The organism is Aestuariirhabdus haliotis (assembly GCF_023509475.1).
GTDB classification, from domain to species: Bacteria; Pseudomonadota; Gammaproteobacteria; order Pseudomonadales; family Aestuariirhabdaceae; genus Aestuariirhabdus; species Aestuariirhabdus haliotis.
Map to the genome: position 1 here is coordinate 42374 of NZ_JAKSDZ010000011.1, position 16488 is coordinate 58861.

At 53.4% G+C, this 16488-nt stretch carries 12 protein-coding genes; 3 read left to right on the plus strand and 9 right to left on the minus strand.

Annotated features, from left to right (window positions below):
* Nucleotides 1–860: 860 nt before the first annotated feature.
* The gene (locus tag MIB40_RS09260; RefSeq protein WP_249693306.1) at nucleotides 861–1316 is read left to right on the plus strand and encodes a hypothetical protein; all 456 of its coding nucleotides are present in this window, start codon (nucleotides 861–863) and stop codon (nucleotides 1314–1316) included.
* Nucleotides 1317–1535: 219 nt separating this feature from the next.
* Here MIB40_RS09260 and trpB read toward each other — a convergent pair whose 3' ends face one another.
* Entirely contained in the window at nucleotides 1536–2735 is a 1200-nt protein-coding gene (gene trpB / locus MIB40_RS09265) for a tryptophan synthase subunit beta (RefSeq protein WP_249693309.1), read from the minus strand.
* Nucleotides 2736–3654: 919 nt separating this feature from the next.
* On the opposite strand from trpB, the gene MIB40_RS09270 reads away from it, so the two are divergent.
* Both MIB40_RS09270 and MIB40_RS09275 read left to right on the plus strand, forming a co-directional pair.
* A complete protein-coding gene (locus tag MIB40_RS09270) occupies nucleotides 3655–4872 on the plus strand; it encodes a winged helix-turn-helix domain-containing protein (protein ID WP_249693311.1) in 1218 nt (405 codons plus the stop codon).
* A gap of 81 nt (nucleotides 4873–4953) precedes the next feature.
* Entirely contained in the window at nucleotides 4954–5712 is a 759-nt protein-coding gene (locus tag MIB40_RS09275; protein ID WP_249693313.1) for a YoaP domain-containing protein, read from the plus strand.
* Between the two features lie 37 nt (nucleotides 5713–5749).
* On the opposite strand, the gene arfB is transcribed toward MIB40_RS09275, so the two are convergent.
* The 8 genes from arfB to pepP form a co-directional block, all read right to left on the minus strand.
* Nucleotides 5750–6166, minus strand: coding sequence for an alternative ribosome rescue aminoacyl-tRNA hydrolase ArfB (gene arfB, locus MIB40_RS09280; RefSeq protein WP_249693314.1), 417 nt, complete (start codon nucleotides 6164–6166; stop codon nucleotides 5750–5752).
* A gap of 8 nt (nucleotides 6167–6174) precedes the next feature.
* The gene (locus MIB40_RS09285; RefSeq protein ID WP_249693315.1) at nucleotides 6175–6405 is read right to left on the minus strand and encodes a DUF1289 domain-containing protein; all 231 of its coding nucleotides are present in this window, start codon (nucleotides 6403–6405) and stop codon (nucleotides 6175–6177) included.
* Between the two features lie 119 nt (nucleotides 6406–6524).
* Entirely contained in the window at nucleotides 6525–10163 is a 3639-nt protein-coding gene (locus tag MIB40_RS09290; RefSeq protein WP_249693316.1) for an ATP-binding protein, read from the minus strand.
* 3 nt (nucleotides 10164–10166) lie between these two features.
* Nucleotides 10167–11000 carry a DUF4194 domain-containing protein gene (locus MIB40_RS09295; RefSeq protein ID WP_249693317.1) on the minus strand — a complete coding sequence of 278 codons (834 nt, stop codon included), beginning with the start codon at nucleotides 10998–11000 and terminating at the stop codon, nucleotides 10167–10169.
* Nucleotides 10997–12499 (minus strand): Wadjet anti-phage system protein JetA family protein, encoded by a 1503-nt coding sequence (locus MIB40_RS09300; RefSeq protein ID WP_249693318.1) that lies wholly within the window; start codon nucleotides 12497–12499, stop codon nucleotides 10997–10999. Before MIB40_RS09300 ends, MIB40_RS09295 begins: the two co-directional genes overlap by 4 nt.
* Before the next feature lie 45 nt (nucleotides 12500–12544).
* Nucleotides 12545–13777 (minus strand): FAD-dependent monooxygenase, encoded by a 1233-nt coding sequence (locus MIB40_RS09305; RefSeq protein WP_249693319.1) that lies wholly within the window; start codon nucleotides 13775–13777, stop codon nucleotides 12545–12547.
* 68 nt (nucleotides 13778–13845) lie between these two features.
* Nucleotides 13846–15075 carry a 2-octaprenyl-6-methoxyphenyl hydroxylase gene (gene ubiH / locus MIB40_RS09310; RefSeq protein ID WP_249693322.1) on the minus strand — a complete coding sequence of 410 codons (1230 nt, stop codon included), beginning with the start codon at nucleotides 15073–15075 and terminating at the stop codon, nucleotides 13846–13848.
* Nucleotides 15072–16412, minus strand: coding sequence for a Xaa-Pro aminopeptidase (gene pepP / locus MIB40_RS09315; RefSeq protein WP_249693373.1), 1341 nt, complete (start codon nucleotides 16410–16412; stop codon nucleotides 15072–15074). The genes ubiH and pepP overlap by 4 nt, the downstream gene beginning before the upstream one ends.
* Nucleotides 16413–16488: the final 76 nt, after the last annotated feature.

Here is a 16488-nt window from a genome sequence, read left to right on the forward strand (position 1 = left end):
AGCATTGGCAAGCTGCGGCTTAAGCTTGGCTTTTTCCTGCATTTCCAGATCAGGCTCGACTGCTGGACTAGTGGCCAACGCAGGAAACGATTTAACCTAAAAAAGCGCGACTCCAGACAAAAAAGAATATAGCCTAATTGTTACCGTTGTTTTGCAAGCGACTGACTCTATTTGGGGATATCTGGCACCCTGTCATGGCAAATAAGGTAAGAACGGCGTACAAGAACCCGGTACACCGATAACGGCGAGTTACTGCCCATAGAATTTTGGGTGCTCGATTCATTAGCTTTTTCTACCCAATAACCAAAAGCCTGACTTTTTACGATCCTGAAGTGCCCTTTGGATCTACCAAAAATACGTTCATGGCTACTTCAAGCGTGCTGAATACTATCCACACCGGAGCACATTCCGCTGAGCTTCCCGAACAACCTGAAGCAATAAATAAACTCTAGTCATAACAAGCAAAAAATCCTATACGTATTTCTGGCAGACCTGAGCAAAGACTGACGCGGGTCATAGAAAGACCAATTACTCATTTCGGTTTATACCTAGGGCACCGCTGATTAATTCAGAAGATGGATTTGATGTCGGACTGATAGCATAATGATGATCAAAGAGCCCAGAAATCAGCTAACAGTAAGTTACCAGATAGCTTCAGGGTGATTTCGAGTTTTTCAGCAGGAAAATCATTATTCTATGATCTTTTTATTGGGCGAGAAAACTATCGAACAATCGGAAGACCTTGGCTCTTTTGATTGCCCGGTTTGCAAACATTCAACCCACCTACTCGATATTAAAAATCGAAATTATTTTACGATATTCTTTATTCGTACATTCCCCTGGATACCATCGCTGAATATTTGAAATGTTCAGATTGCGGCCATGCTTTTTCCTCTAAAACCGATTCAGAACCAACCTATTATGATCCTTTGAAATCAATCCTGGCTTATCTGTTGGCCGGCTATGGGCTTATTAATGGCGTAGAGACCGCCAAAGATATTTTCCAGTCCGCGACCGGATCAAAAATTGATTTTTCAGATTTACAGGAAAGGGTCGACAACATCCAACAGAACAACCAATTACCAGACGACTTGAAGCAGGTTGCCAGAAGACTAAGTTGGTTGGATAAAGTGTTACTTATTGAAGCCGCCTACCTGCTTATATTTACCGCTCGCCCCATAGAATACGAGGAACGACTCAAGATCAATTTACTGGCCAACGCAATGGAAATAGGATTAGAAGGGGTTGATGCAATCATTAAGCATCTTCGAGATCAGGATTATAAAGGTTTTGCCCCCTTACAAATACCCAACTGATGGACAGAGAATAACGATAGAAACATCAAGTTTTTTTATAATGCTGCATCCTGTTCGATGCTTGAACCGATCCGTACTGTAACTTCATAGCAACAGCGCGATATAGCCCTTGGGTTATTCACGCGGCTTGATGATTGGCCCATAAGCACAGCAGAGCGCCGATCTATTGATCGTTAACCGATGCAATAGATCCAGCACTCTGATCGCTGAAACTTGCCACTACAATCCGAGTTTATTGGCAACAAAATCCACGTCTTTATCACCCCGTCCCGAAAGATTGATCAAAATACTTTGATCGCTTGGCATCGCCTTGGCGGCTCGCATCGCATAGGCTACCGCATGGGCACTTTCCAGCGCAGGAATAATGCCTTCCACACGAGAAAGCGTCATAAAGGCATCCAGACACTCCTCATCAGTCGCGCTCTGGTAATCCACACGCTTAATGTCTTTCAGGTAGCAATGTTGAGGCCCTACACCTGGATAGTCGAGCCCCGAAGCGATGGAGTAAACCGGCAAAGGATTACCTTCATCATCTTGCAGGTTGTAACACTCAAACCCATGCAGTGCTCCCTTGCTTCCCAATGTTAGCGTGGCAGCATGGTCGGCTGTATCCAAACCTTTTCCGGCGGGTTCTACACCAACAATTTTCACATCTCTGTCTTCAAGGAAAGCGGTGAAGAGACCCAGGGCATTTGAGCCACCGCCTACGCAAGCGGTGATCATATCCGGCAGTTTTCCCTTTTTTTCCAGAAACTGTGCCCGCGCTTCTTTGCCGATAACACTCTGAAAGTCTCTCACCATTCGAGGGAAAGGGTGCGGTCCGACGACAGAACCTATCGCGTAGAAAAAATTGACCGGATCTTTCAAATATTCCTCAAAGGCACTATCAACGGCGTCTTTCAAGGTTTTGGTACCTCGAGTAACGGGTACCAGCTTGCAACCAAGGATTTTCATTTTGGTCACATTGGGGTGCTCTTTTTCGATATCGATCTGCCCCATATGAATTTCGCATTTGATACCCACCAAAGCGCACGCGGTGGCCAGAGCGACACCGTGTTGACCCGCACCGGTTTCTGCCAGCACCTTGGTTTTGCCCATATGCTTGGCAAGCAGAGCCTCCCCCAGACAATGATTGATTTTATGGGCACCGGTATGATTGAGGTCTTCGCGCTTCAGAAAAATCTGCGCCCCACCAATCTGATCGGACAAACGCTTAGCATGATAGATAGGACTGGGTCGCCCCGTATAATCAGCATTCAATAACCGCAATTCCTGCTGAAAGGCCTCAGTTTGACTAACCTGCTCGTAAGCTTCGTTAATCTCATCCATGATCTGTTTAAGTTCCGGCGGAACGATCTGCCCACCGTACTCGCCAAAATACCCTCGCTCATCGGGCATTGGAGCAAATTCAAATGACATAGTGGCACCCTCAAATGTTTTTATAAGACAAAAAAGTATATCGGATTTCACCCGACAAAGAATCATAGAGAAGAGTCATAAGAATGCTGTCAAACTCAATCGGTAAACATTCCCCTCTTTATGGACGAACGAACGCTCTATCTCGTGTACTTTGTGTCCAGCCTTCCTTCTCAACCGGGCTCTAAGATCATCCTGATTGATTCGGGTAAATCCTGGTCTCCCGGCCAGCTCAGAGTCAGAGTACGCCTTTGAAATACGGCCGAGGCTTTCGAGGAGGCACAGTAAAGTTCTGGAAGCCCCGCAGGGCCACCCGAGAATACTTCTCTTTTCCGACTCTTGTCCTGTATGACGCACTTCGCCGTCATAAAAAGTTATCTCAGGTATCGCTGAGTTCTGCCTGATTCGCCTGAAAGCCAGAGTTCATCTGAATTAATCAGAGGTGCCCTAGTTATCACTTGATGTTAGTTTCTCCTATGCATACCCTTTTCAAACAACGTATGGTCGATTATCCATACACAAAACATCTCTGAATAATGAGGTAAACCATTGACTAGCTATTGTGCGTATCACACCGTTGCGCTATTTGTCCTGGCCATAATGGGAATTGTCTTTTGGCCAGAAGGGGGTCTTAGTCTGGTTGGTGATACCCCTGACGCCCTCCTCGGGGAGGGAGGTTTCATTGTGTTAATACTGGTCTTGCTGATCCCAACATTTATACATCTACTGTTAACGCTGGCGAATATGATCAAGCATGATAAGTGGGTCTGGGCTTTTGCTACCTCGCTGGTATGGTTTGGTGCTACCCTTCCTTACTACTTTATTGTTTATCGACGTAGAAAAAGAGTAAAGAGGGCCAGCAGCTGAGGGCCTTTCAGGGTTTTACCTGTTAGACGAGCCCCGACTCAATACACTGCACCCTATGCCTCCAATTATACTAACTCGTCCGCAGGATCTTTCCCGATTACGCCGCCTGGCCCTGTCGGCCCAAGGTCTGCTGCAAGCGCAACCCTTTGGCAGAGGCTTAGCCGGAGCGCGCAAAGCGATAAGCCACCTGGGATACATACAGATCGATACGATCTCCGTAGTAGAGCGTGCCCACCACCATGTGATCTATTCCAGGGTACCGAACTACAAGCCCGCAATGACCAATCGCATGTTACTCGACGGTGATATTTTTGAATATTGGGCGCACGCGGCCGCCTTTATCCCCATTGCCGACTATCGTTTCTCTTTACCCTACAAGCAGGCCATCAAGAAGGGGCGGGTCCATTGGTATAAAAACCCGGATCAAAAACTGATGGCTGAGCTTTTATCGCGCATACGCTCAGACGGGCCACTCCGGTCCCGGGATATCGAAACCAGTACAGGCCAGCGAGGCGACTGGTGGGATTGGAAACCTGCCAAGAAGGCGCTCGAACAACTCTATATGCAAGGTGACCTGATGGTGTGCGATCGCACCGGTTTCCAGAAGACTTATGACCTGACCGAGCGAGTGTTACCTTCCCATATCGATTCATCCCTACCTACCGCGGAAGAGTTTGCGGCTCATCTTGTTGACCATCAACTGGCCTGCCATGGCCTGGTCTCCCTTAAAGGCTTCACCTACCTGAGACGCGACAACAAACTCCGCCAAACGGTCAAACAGCTGGTACAGAAGCGACTCACCCAGGGCTCTCTGGAACAATTTCAGTTAACCAACGGTGAACGGTTTCTACTCGAATCCGGCGCCTTCGAGCGTCCTAAACCTCGAGTCAGTAACCGCCTGTTAATCCTGTCTCCATTCGACAATGCGGTGATTCAGCGCGAGCGCCTGAAAGCTCTGTTCCAATTTGATTATCAGCTGGAATGCTATGTTCCCGCCGCCAAACGTCAACACGGTTACTTCAGCCTGCCCCTGCTCTATCGAGATGAATTTATTGGTCGCATGGACTGCAAAGCCCATCGCAAAAGCCGGCACCTGGAGATCAAGTCCCTGCATTTTGAAGACAAGCCATTCGATCAAGAGGCGGTAATTGATGTCTTTGCTTCGGCCATTCAATCATTCTGCTTATTTCAAAATTGCGACTCCGCATCTTTGCTGGACCACCCGCCAACCGGCATTCATCGACAACTCCAGCGCGCGATCAAACGGTTATAGTAGAGCCGTGGCCCTTATCTTTCTCCCGCACTACACTGGTTAGCATTAAGGCATCACCACTTAAAGAAGGCCAGATAAACTATGAGAATGTTAAAACTGACCGAACACAACATTGAAGACCAACACCTGTGCTGCGCCATTAGCGATAAGAAGTGCCGCGATGGCTACGCAAAGAAACAAACCTGGTTAAAGTCCGAGTTCAAGAATGGCTATACCTTTCAAAAATTTGATGTTCGAGGAAAGGTTTTCATCGAATACGTTCCCATCGAACACTCCTGGTTACCATTGCAAGGCAGCAACTTTATGGTCATTAACTGTTTTTGGGTGTCAGGAAAATTCAAAGGAGAGGGAAACGGGAAAAAGCTGTTGCAACAGTGCATGAAGGATGCAGGCAACATGGATGGTGTGGTGGCCATTTCCAGCGACAAAAAACGGCCTTTTATGAGCGACCCTGATTTTTTAAAACACCAGGGATTTGAAATTATTGATGAAGCTCCGCCTTTTTCTAAACTCTGGGGCCTGAAAACCAACCCCGAATCACGCTACCCGACAATTATGAAAAGTGCCAAATCCGGGGTATGTCCTGATAACAATGGCATCACGGCTTACTATTCAAACAGCTGCCCTTTTACTGACTATTACACCAATCAATTGCTCAGAGACTATGCCGAGAACAATGATATCCCCCTGACAATCCATCATATAAAAAGCAAAAAAGACGGTCGCAAAATGCCGATACCCTGGATCATCAACAGCGTGTTTTATAAAGGACAACTGGTCACATTAGAGATGAAAGCCGAAAGGCATCTGGACAAACTAATCCACCCGGACCCTCAGTAAAATTATTGGGGTAGATCTGCAACAGTCACCGGTTGCATTACCAATCGCGCTTGCTGCGACCGGCCTTGATACTGCTCCGCTGGGATTTCCTGTCCAGTCGTCGCTGTTGCGAACCCCGGGTGGGTTTGGTGGCGATACGACGCTTTTGCACGATCGCCACGCTTTTAATCAGCGTCTGTAAACGCTCCAGTGCATCTTCCCGATTACGCTCCTGGGTACGGTGCTGTTGGGCCTTGATGATGATCACACCCTCGCGGGTGATACGGCTATCCTTCAACGCCAGCAAGCGCTCCTTATAAAACTCCGGTAGGGATGAGGCGTTGATATCGAAGCGCAGGTGAATCGCGGTCGAGACCTTATTCACATTTTGACCGCCCGCGCCCTGGGCGCGAACGGCACTGATTTCCCACTCGTTATCGGCCAGAACTACCTGATTGGAAACCAACAACGGCATGGTTCAGCCTAAGCCTGCTGGGCTTGCTTGAGGGCCCGCATTCCGTTGTATTTTTTCAGCGCCTTGGTGCGGATCACTTCCAGAAACTCTTCCGGATTGTCGTAATCCATACGATCCATAAAATCGACCAGTTCCTGCACCAACGCACGACCACCGTTAATCTCTTCCCTGGTGCGGCCACAACCGCCGCAGACCGCGTCATCTTTAACGCACTCACTGATACAGGGGGAAAACTTCATACCATCACTCCGCAGTTATTGGGCAACGCCCAGTGTGCCAGGCCTTTGCCCAACCATTTCAGTCAACTATTATACCTGTCCACAGGCGCATCTCCAGTACACCCGCTAGGCAGCAGGTCCTACCCCAGCAGAGGTTCTTTCGATTCGTCCTCATCGGCCAATACGGTCTCCATAAAGTCGAGCGCAGCCTGATGGCGAATGGTGCGACGGTGATTTTCCCACAGCACCTTGATCTTCTCCTGGTTCAGCTCCTTACGATCGACAAAAACTCGAGTGTTAAGCTGACTGCCATTGGCCGGCGTCGCACTCGGTGCCTTGGCAAACACAAACTGGTTGCTGACCATATCCATAAAGGGCCCGGAGGCTTTGGAGGGCATAATAAAGATCACCTGCAGACCCAGGCTTTGGGTCAGGTAATCGAGCACCGCACGGGAACGGGCCTCATCCATTTTAGAGAAGGCTTCGTCCACCAGCACCATGCGCAGATGGCTATGGCCCTGGCTGAATTGCAACGCCGAGGTGATCGCCGCAGCACGTATCACATAGGCCGGAGTTTCCAACTGACCGCCACTGCCGGTACCGTATTGGCTGAGCGCAATATCGGATTTGCCCTCGATCTTTTTGACGATTTCATAGCTGCGATAGTTTCGATAATCGGCGATCCGTTCCAGCTCGAGCAGGGCTTTCTGTTCGTCCTCATCCAGCAGCATATTAACCAGGCGATCCCGCACCTGTTGTAGCGCTGCTGGCAGTTCGCTGGCGAACAGGCTACCGCCGTCCCCCACCGGAATCTGTCGTACCTCCTCGAAGAAGCGCCAGTACTCGCGGTATTCAGGAATCCATTGCCAGCGGAATTCGTAAACTTCCTGCTCATGACCAAAGCGGTGATGCGCCAACTCTTCGTTCAGATCCTCCAGCACCTGCTTGCCATCACTGATGGATTGATGAATGGCGCCACACAGATGATCGATAAAGGTGTCGTCAAATTTACGCTTAAGCGAACGAATGCGATCCTGTTTCTCGACCAGCACGTTGCCCTTAAGCTTATTGCTGACCAGCTGCAACTCATGATGAATTTTACTGATACTGGCAAACAACCGCGCATCGGGTTCATCGGCGCCGTCGATCATCAGATAGATGGCGTCTCCGGCCAGGCAGTTCTGGTTGTGATCCCGCACTCGCTGTACCAGATCGCTGCAGCACTGGCGCAACTCGCGCACCGCTCCCTCGCTTTCCTGGCGCAAGCGTTCGATACTGGCGCCCACCGCTTCACGATCGGCGGTTGCCAACAGCACTTCCGGATTGCACTCGGGCAGATGACGCGCGACCTCCATCAGGTCGGCTTCACGCTCGTCGAGGATTTCCAGAAAACGATCCTGGCGATCGGCAAAACGTTTTAACGCCTGCTCGACCTGTTCCAATTGCTGTTGATCACGACCGCGGGTTTCGCGCTGGCTCAGCAACTGCTGTTCGCAATCGCGCACGCGCTCGCGTAACGCGTTGAGCTCCGCTTCCAGTTCGTCGTGATCGCTCAGGTCCAGTCCTTTTAGCTGGGCTTCCAACTGCAGGATTTGACGCTGATGGGACACCATGGTCTCGATACGATCGGCCACCCGCAGCGGGCGAATTCGGGACAGCGAATTCAGTAACTGCTCCATACGCTGGTTGGCCTGACGCGCGCTTTCGGCTTGCTGTTGCAGCTCCAGCAAGGCATGCTGCTTGGCCGCCAAAGCCCGCTGCCGCGCCGCCTTGCCAAACACCAGTTCCGCATCATCCAGATCGCAACGCCACATACTGTAATTGCCCGAGCCCATACCGGCAGCCGTTACGCCTCGGCGGGTTTGGCGCAGCTGATCGGCACTGCGTACCTGTTGCACATTGCCGTAGCTGGCGATCAGGTAATCCCGGGCAACCACATGACCGAACTCCATCAACTGGATGATCGAGTCGCTATCCGGTTGCTGACGAGCAGCATCCTGCCGAGCTTTGCTGCCCTGAATAACCTTGGCACTGCTGCGGCCTTTCATGGCCCGTACAATCTCGATAGCCCGAGCCTCAAACTCGGGTTCGACGATCAAACCGAAGCGGTTGCCACCCAGATAACCTTCGATCGCCGACTGCCAATCGGCATCAATCACCTCGACGAACTCGCACAACACTTTCGGATCAGCCTCCGGACACTGCTCTCGAATGGCTTGCAAGGCGTCGGCGACGCCCCGAGGGTAGCGTACCCGCTGGGTATTCTGCAGGTTACCAATGTCCCGTTCGAGCTGCTTACGCTGGTTGTCCAGACGCTGCCACTGCTCTTCGCGCTGGCCACTGAAGCGTTGCAGGCGCGGCAAGGGCGTGTCCTCCCCCTGTAACATGACCGCCAGTTGACCGTGGACTTTCTGCAGCTTACGGGCTTGTTCTAGCTGGGCTTCCAATGGTGCGATATCCACCCAATCCTGATGCTGCAAGCTGGTGTAGTCGAGGCCGTTACCGCCAAGTTCCAGTATCTGTTGCGCCTGTTCATACAGACCACCCAGCTCCAGCTGGTCACGCAGCCCCTTGTCTTCCAGCACCTGCTGCTGCATCACGGCAGCATCCAGGTTGGCATTGAGCAAACTGTCTTCGCTGAGTAACTGCACCGCCTGTTCGACCAGTTGTTGCTGGGTCTGTTCCAGACTCTGCTGTAGCTCGTCTTTTTCCTGCAGCACGGCGGTGCCCATACGACGCGCTTCGAGCTGAATCAACTGTTGCTGCAAGCGTTGCTGCTGCTCTTCAAAGTTGCGCGCCTCGGACTCATTGCTCTCGAGCCCTTCGCGTAGCGTTTGCTGACGCTGCTTCTCTTTCAGATATTGCTGCTGCACTTGCAGGTAATCCACCCGCGCTTCGGTGTAACGCAGCGTATTGCTGCGCACCCACTCCTGCAGATAACGCTCACCCAACACTGCAGCGCCGTCCAGTCGCTCGATCTCTTGTTGAATACGGCGGGCATCACTTTCCATACCATTGATGGTTTTCATCATGGTGGAAACGGAGCGAATGGCCTCGCCCAGGTCCCGGGGTTCGAGTATCTCCTGGGCGACAAAATCGGTAATCGAACCGACTGGCTTGTAGGCCATAAACCGCGAAAAGGCACGCGCAGCATGATGGGATTCTCGCTCACTCACCGAACCCTCTTTGCCCCGCAACGCACCGTAGAGCCGGCCCAGATAGGATTTTTTGGTGCCGTACTCTTCCACCGCACGCTTACCAAAACGGCGCTGCAATTCGACCGGCAACTCATCGAGAGTAAATAACTGATCGCTGTCGCGAAAAAAATCCTGCTTGCACAACTGCTCGTTGGGAATGATAAAAAAGCGCGAATCCAGTTCCCGAGCTACGGCCTGCTTACCCGCCGTATCATAATCGGCTCGCACGCCGATCATGGCAGTGAAGGGCGTAGCGTCCTCCCCCTTAGTGGGATAAAACACGGCTGCCAGAAAGCCATCGCAGCGCCAGGGCCGGGCAAAGCTGCCGTCATCGCAACCGAGCACATAGGACGCCAGGGTTCGCACCTGCTTGCCACCACGACCTTTCTGGGTCGTTTCATCCTGCCCGGGATTGTAATTGAACAGATTGTTCTTGGCAGCGGTCATGATGGTCTGAATGGCATCGGCGGCGGTGGTTTTACCACTGCCTGAAGCACCCGACAACAGGTTCACTGGCCCCATATCAAATTCGGTGGCCGGCACATTGCCCCAGTTAATAAATACAAATCGCTTGAGATACATCGACTAGGACTCTCCACCAAATAGAGATGAGGGTATTCCTTTTTCGGACTGCTTCAGTTCATCCTTATCATTATTATCGGACAACGGCTCAGCGGTATGTAGCGCAGCATCAGACGAGCCTTCACTGCGACTGTCCTTGATTTGATCGGGATTCGGTGACGGGTTCTGTTCATCCTGATCGGGCTCGCTCTCACACTCGCTTTCCAGACTTGGGGCTTCGGGTTCGAGCAAACCCTGCAGCACTTCATGACTCACCAGCGAGGTGATCATCGGCCGAATACGCAACCAGGCTTCGCCACTGTCCAACATCTCTTCCTGGCCAAATTGAATCACTCGCATGCGTTTAAGGGCACGAAACAGCGCGCGACGATCGGTGCTCTGTAACGGCAACGTGCGGTTGAGCAAGCTCTTCATGGCGATGCTGACCGACTCCAGTGACACCATGGCACAACCCCGATCATCGATTTGGCCCTCGCGCAATTGCTGTTCGTACTGGCTGCGCAATACCAACAGCAAGGCCACCTCGCCCTGACCCGGGCGGGTACGGAAGCCGCTGAAACCCTGATCTTCATCGTCCATGCCCGGCACCTGGGCACCAGGGGGATAGAGCCGCAGATAATGAAACAGATCATCATGCTGGACCCGCACACCGATCACCCGCAGGTAATCGTCCACCAGAGATTTAATGCGCAGGTAACGGTCGTAGAGTTCCTGCTCGGTCTGGCTTTCGTCCCGGCAAATGACGCCGTAGTCCAGCAGTCGTTGTACGACTTGCTGAAAAGCACTCAGCTCCAGCTGCTGCTTGCCCAGCTGTTCCTGCAACAGATCAGTTATCACGGCTTGTTTATCTCCTCGCACCAGATTTCAAAACAATCGGCGCGTGTAAAAAAATCATGGTCGGGGCTAGCGACGGTTGATTCATCGTCGTTAAAGAAACGAACGCAAATGCGTTGCTCGCTGGAGCGGTCATTGATCGACGCCAGCTCGATCAGGTGCGTGCGAGACAGCAATTGAATGGCATCGGTAACGGGCAACTGGTCGCTGCGAATACGCTCACCGGCAGCCAGCTGTTCACTCAAATAACGGCGGCTGGTCCGGGAGTTAATGACAAAAGCTTTGTCTAACGCCTCTTTGATAAAAGCTTGCTGGCGCGCTTCCTGATCCATCTCCACGTCCCCTTCTAGCCGGGTCTGAACACGCCGCAAACTGCGACGCTCGCGCAATTTGACGGAAGCCGGATCGAGCAGATTAATAGAGACACCGGCCAGCTGTTCGGCCGCGCGTTGCAAGCGTTGTTGTTGCACTGCTGGCGGCAGCTGTTGCATACGCTCGCACACCTGTTGAATATCGGCACGTTGCTGGCTGGCCAGGTAGGTCATTTGACGAATAATAATGTCGGCCCGCTGGGTGTAACTTTGCAAGGCCTGGCGAACCTGGGGCAGCATCACTTCGCAGGCGTTACGCACCCGCAGCTCGACCCCTTCGAGCACCTGCATCAGCAGCGATTGCCGACGATCCTCGACATAATCGGGCAAGGAGGTACGCAGCTGTTTTTCCGCTTCGACCTTGAAGGTACTGTCCTTGCGTTTGATGCCGCGGAGCAGTCGGTTGATCTCTTCGCGGTATTTTTCCACGCTATCGGCGGACAGGCGTACGGCGATATCGGGTTCGAAACGGGTGTCCATGTAGTCAAAAAATTCTTCGCTGGCCTGCTGTACCACCAACTGTTGCTCAACCGCCATAACCAATTGACGCTTGCGATCTTCCAGCTCCGTAACCAGATCGGAAAAGTCGCTGATGATACGCTCGGAAAATTCCCAGGCATCGAGCAGATCATGGATTTCACCGCGCTCGTAAAAAGCCCGCAGGGCGTTACGCGTATTGCGCGTGTTACGATGGCGAGTGCGAAAACGTTGTTGCTCGACATCCACCAGCGGCTGGGCAAACAAACGTCCGTTGCGAGTAAAACGGTAACTGCCTTGCAAGTTCACTTCATCGAACAGCTGCTCGATCCAGCCCTGCTCAATCAAACGGTTGAGCACCCAACCGGCCCGTTCCCGCTCGCCACGTAACCCGGCCAATTCGGCATCGGCTTCGTGGTCGGCAACCGTGCCAGTCTCGCCGCTTTCATCGTCCAGCGCTGGCGCCAGGGCCAGAGCCTCGGCGAACAGATCGATCACCTGTGAGCGCCCAAGATGATGACCGTAGTCGGCCATGGAGCCGTACACATGGTTATAGAGCGCCCGCAGGCACTGGGCCACACCTTCCCGGTATTTGCCGCTCAGGGGCTTAAAGAAATGACGATGCTGATCAACAAAGAACAGGGTCTGGTTCATACGCGACTACAACCTGCGCGCCCGAAATGGGCCATAAAAAAACAATTAACGAGCCAAGCGGGGAATATCCCCTTGCAGCCCCATGGCCCGACGGATCAACTGCTGCTTGATCATAGGGGCACCATCCACCCAATTCATGCCACTGTTACGCAACAAACGCAGCGGCATCGAGCGATCATGAAACAGACGTTCGAAGAATTCCATGGCGCCCATCATCGACAGATTGGCGCCCTTGCGTTGACGTTGATACCGCTGCAACACCGCGAGACGCGCAATATCATCGCCCCGCTCATGGGCATGCAGGATGACTTCAGCCAGCGCGGCAGCATCCATCAAGCCCAGATTAACGCCCTGCCCGGCCAGCGGGTGGATAGTGTGAGCGGCATCGCCGATCAAGGCAATGCCGGGCATCACATAATCGACGGCATGGCGCTGACGAAATGGGATGCAGTAACGCTGGTCGGTTGTCAGCACGGAGCCCAGGCGACCTTCGATGGCCCGCTCCAGCTCCTGGCAAAAGCTGCTATCGTCCAACGCCATCAAGCGCTCAGCCTGGTCGGGTACATTGGACCAGACGATGGAACAAAAATGGCGCCCATCGTCGCTGTCCGGAAGCGGCAAGAAAGCCAGCGGACCGGTTTCCAGAAAACTCTGCCAGGCGGTCTTGCGGTGGGACTCGCTCACCTCCACCGTGGTGACAATACCCTGGTGGAGATAATCCCACTCACGCATCGCAAACCCGGCGCAAGCCCGCAGCTGGGAGTTGGCCCCATCGGCAGCGACCAGCAGACGGGCCTCCAGCTCCAGTCCGGATTCGAGCCGCAACCTTGGCCCCAGTTCGCCATCGTCAAGCAAGGTTTGCAAGCGCTCACCGGCCAGCAAGCTGAGGTTGTCCTGGGTTTGCAGACGATCCAGCAGCGCGGCCTGAGTCACTGAGTTTTCCACGATATGACCCAATACGGGATGCTGAATCTGATCGGCATGGAACTCTATGTGGCCGGTTCCCAAGCCATCCCATACCTGCATATGCCGATAGGGGCTGACCCGTTCATCGACCATCAGCGACCAGGCACCCAGATGCTCCAGAAAGCGCTGGGAAGAGACAGTCAGAGCGCTGACTCGAGGGTCAAATTCATGCTCATTCTGTGGCGAATTATCCCGCTGCAGGGGGCCGCCATCGATCAGGGCTATTCGCAAAGAGGCGTCACGAAGCGCGCAGGCCAGCGCACTGCCTACCATACCGCCACCGACGATAATCAGATCGAATGTTGTTTGCATCGCTGTATTCACCTAGCCCGTTTCCTGCCCTTTATCGCACCCGACTTTATTGATCGGCCCTGACTTTATTAATCGAACCGGGAATGCCCGGGTTCCCCAACCAGACCCATGGCCTGGCGGGTAAACCAGTGCTTCAGCCCTGGGCTCAGCTCCAACCCTAGCAAGCCCAGACCTCGTACCTGATTGAGCAGTGGTTGCTGGTTAGAAAACAGACGCACCACCCGATCACTGAAACCGACCGTGCGCGTCTGGTCTTGCTGCTGCAATGCGACATAGTGGCTCAGCAGGCTCAGCTCACCGAGGGGCTTCCCTTCGGCCACCCCCTGCTCCAACACTCGTACCAGGGTCATCAGGTCCCGCAGGGCCAGGTTATAGCCCTGTCCTGCCACCGGGTGCAAGCTATGGGCCGCATTACCCAACACCACCAATCCGGGACGCACCTGCTCGCTGGTCCACTTGAGACTCAATGGGTAGCTAAAACGCTCACCGACCCGCTGTAACCGTCCCAGGCGATAGCCGAAACGGCTTTGCAAACGCTGTAAAAACGCCGAGTCGTCAAGCGACAGAACAGCATCCGCCTCATCCTCCGGCAAGGTCCACACCAGAGCACTGCGGCCATCCGACAAGGGCAGTAATGCCATCGGGCCCTGGTCGGTGAAACGCTCGTAAGCCACCCCCTGATGGGGCTTACTGGTCGTGACATTGGCGATTAGTGCTCGCTGCTGATAGGCATTGCTGCGCTCACCAATACCCAGTTGCTGCGCCAGTCCGGAGCGACCGCCATCGGCCAGAATCGTCAGGTCGGCGCTGAGCGTTTCTGTTTCTCCTTGCTTGTCCAGCTCCAGCAACATACCGGTATCGCCGGCTCGCAAGCGGTTAACCCGAGCCGGGGCGATCCATTCGATGGTTGAATCAGACTGCAAATCGGACTGCAACACCGAACCTAACCAGCGGTTTTCAACCACATACCCCAGCGCCTCAACGCCCATCTCTTCGTGCTCGAGACGGCTCATGCCAAAATGGCCTCGATCGGACACATGCACACTGCGAATGGGGGTGACATTGCGGCTCAGCGCCGACCACAAACCCAGCTCTTCGTATATCTCCCGCGTGCCCCAGGCCAGCGCGGTAGAACGGGCGTCGTAACTGGGTTGCAGTACGCCGGGGTCATTGGTCAGGGGCTGGGATTCAATGATGCCCAGCGTCAGCCCTTGCCTGCGAATCAAGGGGCGCAAGGCACAAGCAAGGCTGGCTCCTACCATGCCACCACCAATGATCAGCAGGTCGTAGTGCTTCATGCACACGCCTCACGACGTTCACGTGCGGCAGCCATCAGGGTCTCAATTTCATCGACCGTCTTGGGAGCCCCTGCCGACAAAACTTCGAAACCGTCGCGGGTCACCAGCACATCATCCTCAATGCGAATGCCGATGCCTCGCCAACGCTTGGCAACCGATGCCTCATCGGGGGCAATGTAGAGACCGGGCTCGATTGTCAGCACCATACCAGGTTCCAGTACGCGCCATTCACCACCTACTTTGTAGTCACCAACATCATGGACATCCATTCCCAACCAATGACCAGTACGGTGCATAAAGAAGGGCTTGTAAGCCTCTGTTTCAATCAATTCTGAAAGCTCACCTTGGAGAAGGCCCAGCTCGAGCAAGCCTTCGGTCAATACCTCCACCACGACTTCGTGGGGGTCGTTCCAGTGGTTACCGGGCTGCACCTGCTCGATCGCCGCCAGTTGCGACTTCAGCACCAGTTCGTAGAGTGCCCGCTGTTCTTTGTTGAACGTGCCGTTAGCCGGGAAAGTACGGGTGATGTCGGCAGCGTAGTAGTCCAGCTCACAACCGGCATCGATCAATACCAGATCATTATTACGAACGACCGCGTCATTTTCGGTGTAGTGCAATATGCAGCCGTTCTTGCCGCTGCCCACAATGGACGGATAGGCGGGCCAGCGCGAGCCACTGCGCTGGAATTCATGATTCAGTTCGGCCTCCAGCTGATACTCGTAGACCCCGGGCTGACACAACTCCATCGCACGAATATGGCCCCGGGCCGAGATAGCGCCGGCTTCGCGCATCAACTTGATCTCGCCGGCACTCTTATACAGCCGCAAGTCGTGCAGCAGGTGATCCAGCGCCAGGAATTCGCCCGGAGGGTGTGCCCCCTGGCTGGCCTTGGATTTGATGGTGTTGACCCAACTCATAATCTGGTTGTCAAAATCCCGGTTGCAGCCCATGGCGTAATAGACGCGGTCACGCCCTTCAATCAGCCCAGGCAGGATTTCATCAATATCCCCAATGGGAAAAGCATCGTCCATACCAAATTGATCGATAGCACCATCGGGCCCATAACGGTAGCCATGCCATAGCTCCATGGCCGGATCACGTTCGCGACAAAACAGCACCGTCTCGCCATGCTCGCGACCGGGGATCAAGACCAGGACCGAGTCCGGCTCCGGAAAACCGCCCAGGTAGTAGAAATCGCTGTCTTGTCGAAACAGGTGCTCGACATCGCGATTACGAATATGAACCGGGGCAGAAGGTAAAATGGCAATGCTGTTATCTTCCATCTGCGCCATCAACTGCTGGCGGCGGCGGGCGTATTCTTTTTTGCTGATTTTCATCATGGGCTAGGTTACATCTGGACAGGTAAGAGGTGCGTGCTGAAACCGGAACAACTCAGGATATCGGTATGAGCAG

Bases quoted from the DNA above. Each gene is read 5' to 3' on its own strand.
- trpB (WP_249693309.1), bottom strand. From the start codon at position 2,735: ATGTCATTTGAATTTGCTCCAATGCCCGATGAGCGAGGGTATTTTGGC.
- MIB40_RS09270 (WP_249693311.1), top strand. From the start codon at position 3,655: ATGCCTCCAATTATACTAACTCGTCCGCAGGATCTTTCCCGATTACGC.
- MIB40_RS09275 (WP_249693313.1), top strand. From the start codon at position 4,954: ATGAGAATGTTAAAACTGACCGAACACAACATTGAAGACCAACACCTG.
- arfB (WP_249693314.1), bottom strand. From the start codon at position 6,166: ATGCCGTTGTTGGTTTCCAATCAGGTAGTTCTGGCCGATAACGAGTGG.
- MIB40_RS09285 (WP_249693315.1), bottom strand. From the start codon at position 6,405: ATGAAGTTTTCCCCCTGTATCAGTGAGTGCGTTAAAGATGACGCGGTC.
- MIB40_RS09290 (WP_249693316.1), bottom strand. From the start codon at position 10,163: ATGTATCTCAAGCGATTTGTATTTATTAACTGGGGCAATGTGCCGGCC.
- MIB40_RS09300 (WP_249693318.1), bottom strand. From the start codon at position 12,499: ATGAACCAGACCCTGTTCTTTGTTGATCAGCATCGTCATTTCTTTAAG.
- MIB40_RS09305 (WP_249693319.1), bottom strand. From the start codon at position 13,777: ATGCAAACAACATTCGATCTGATTATCGTCGGTGGCGGTATGGTAGGC.
- ubiH (WP_249693322.1), bottom strand. From the start codon at position 15,075: ATGAAGCACTACGACCTGCTGATCATTGGTGGTGGCATGGTAGGAGCC.
- pepP (WP_249693373.1), bottom strand. From the start codon at position 16,412: ATGAAAATCAGCAAAAAAGAATACGCCCGCCGCCGCCAGCAGTTGATG.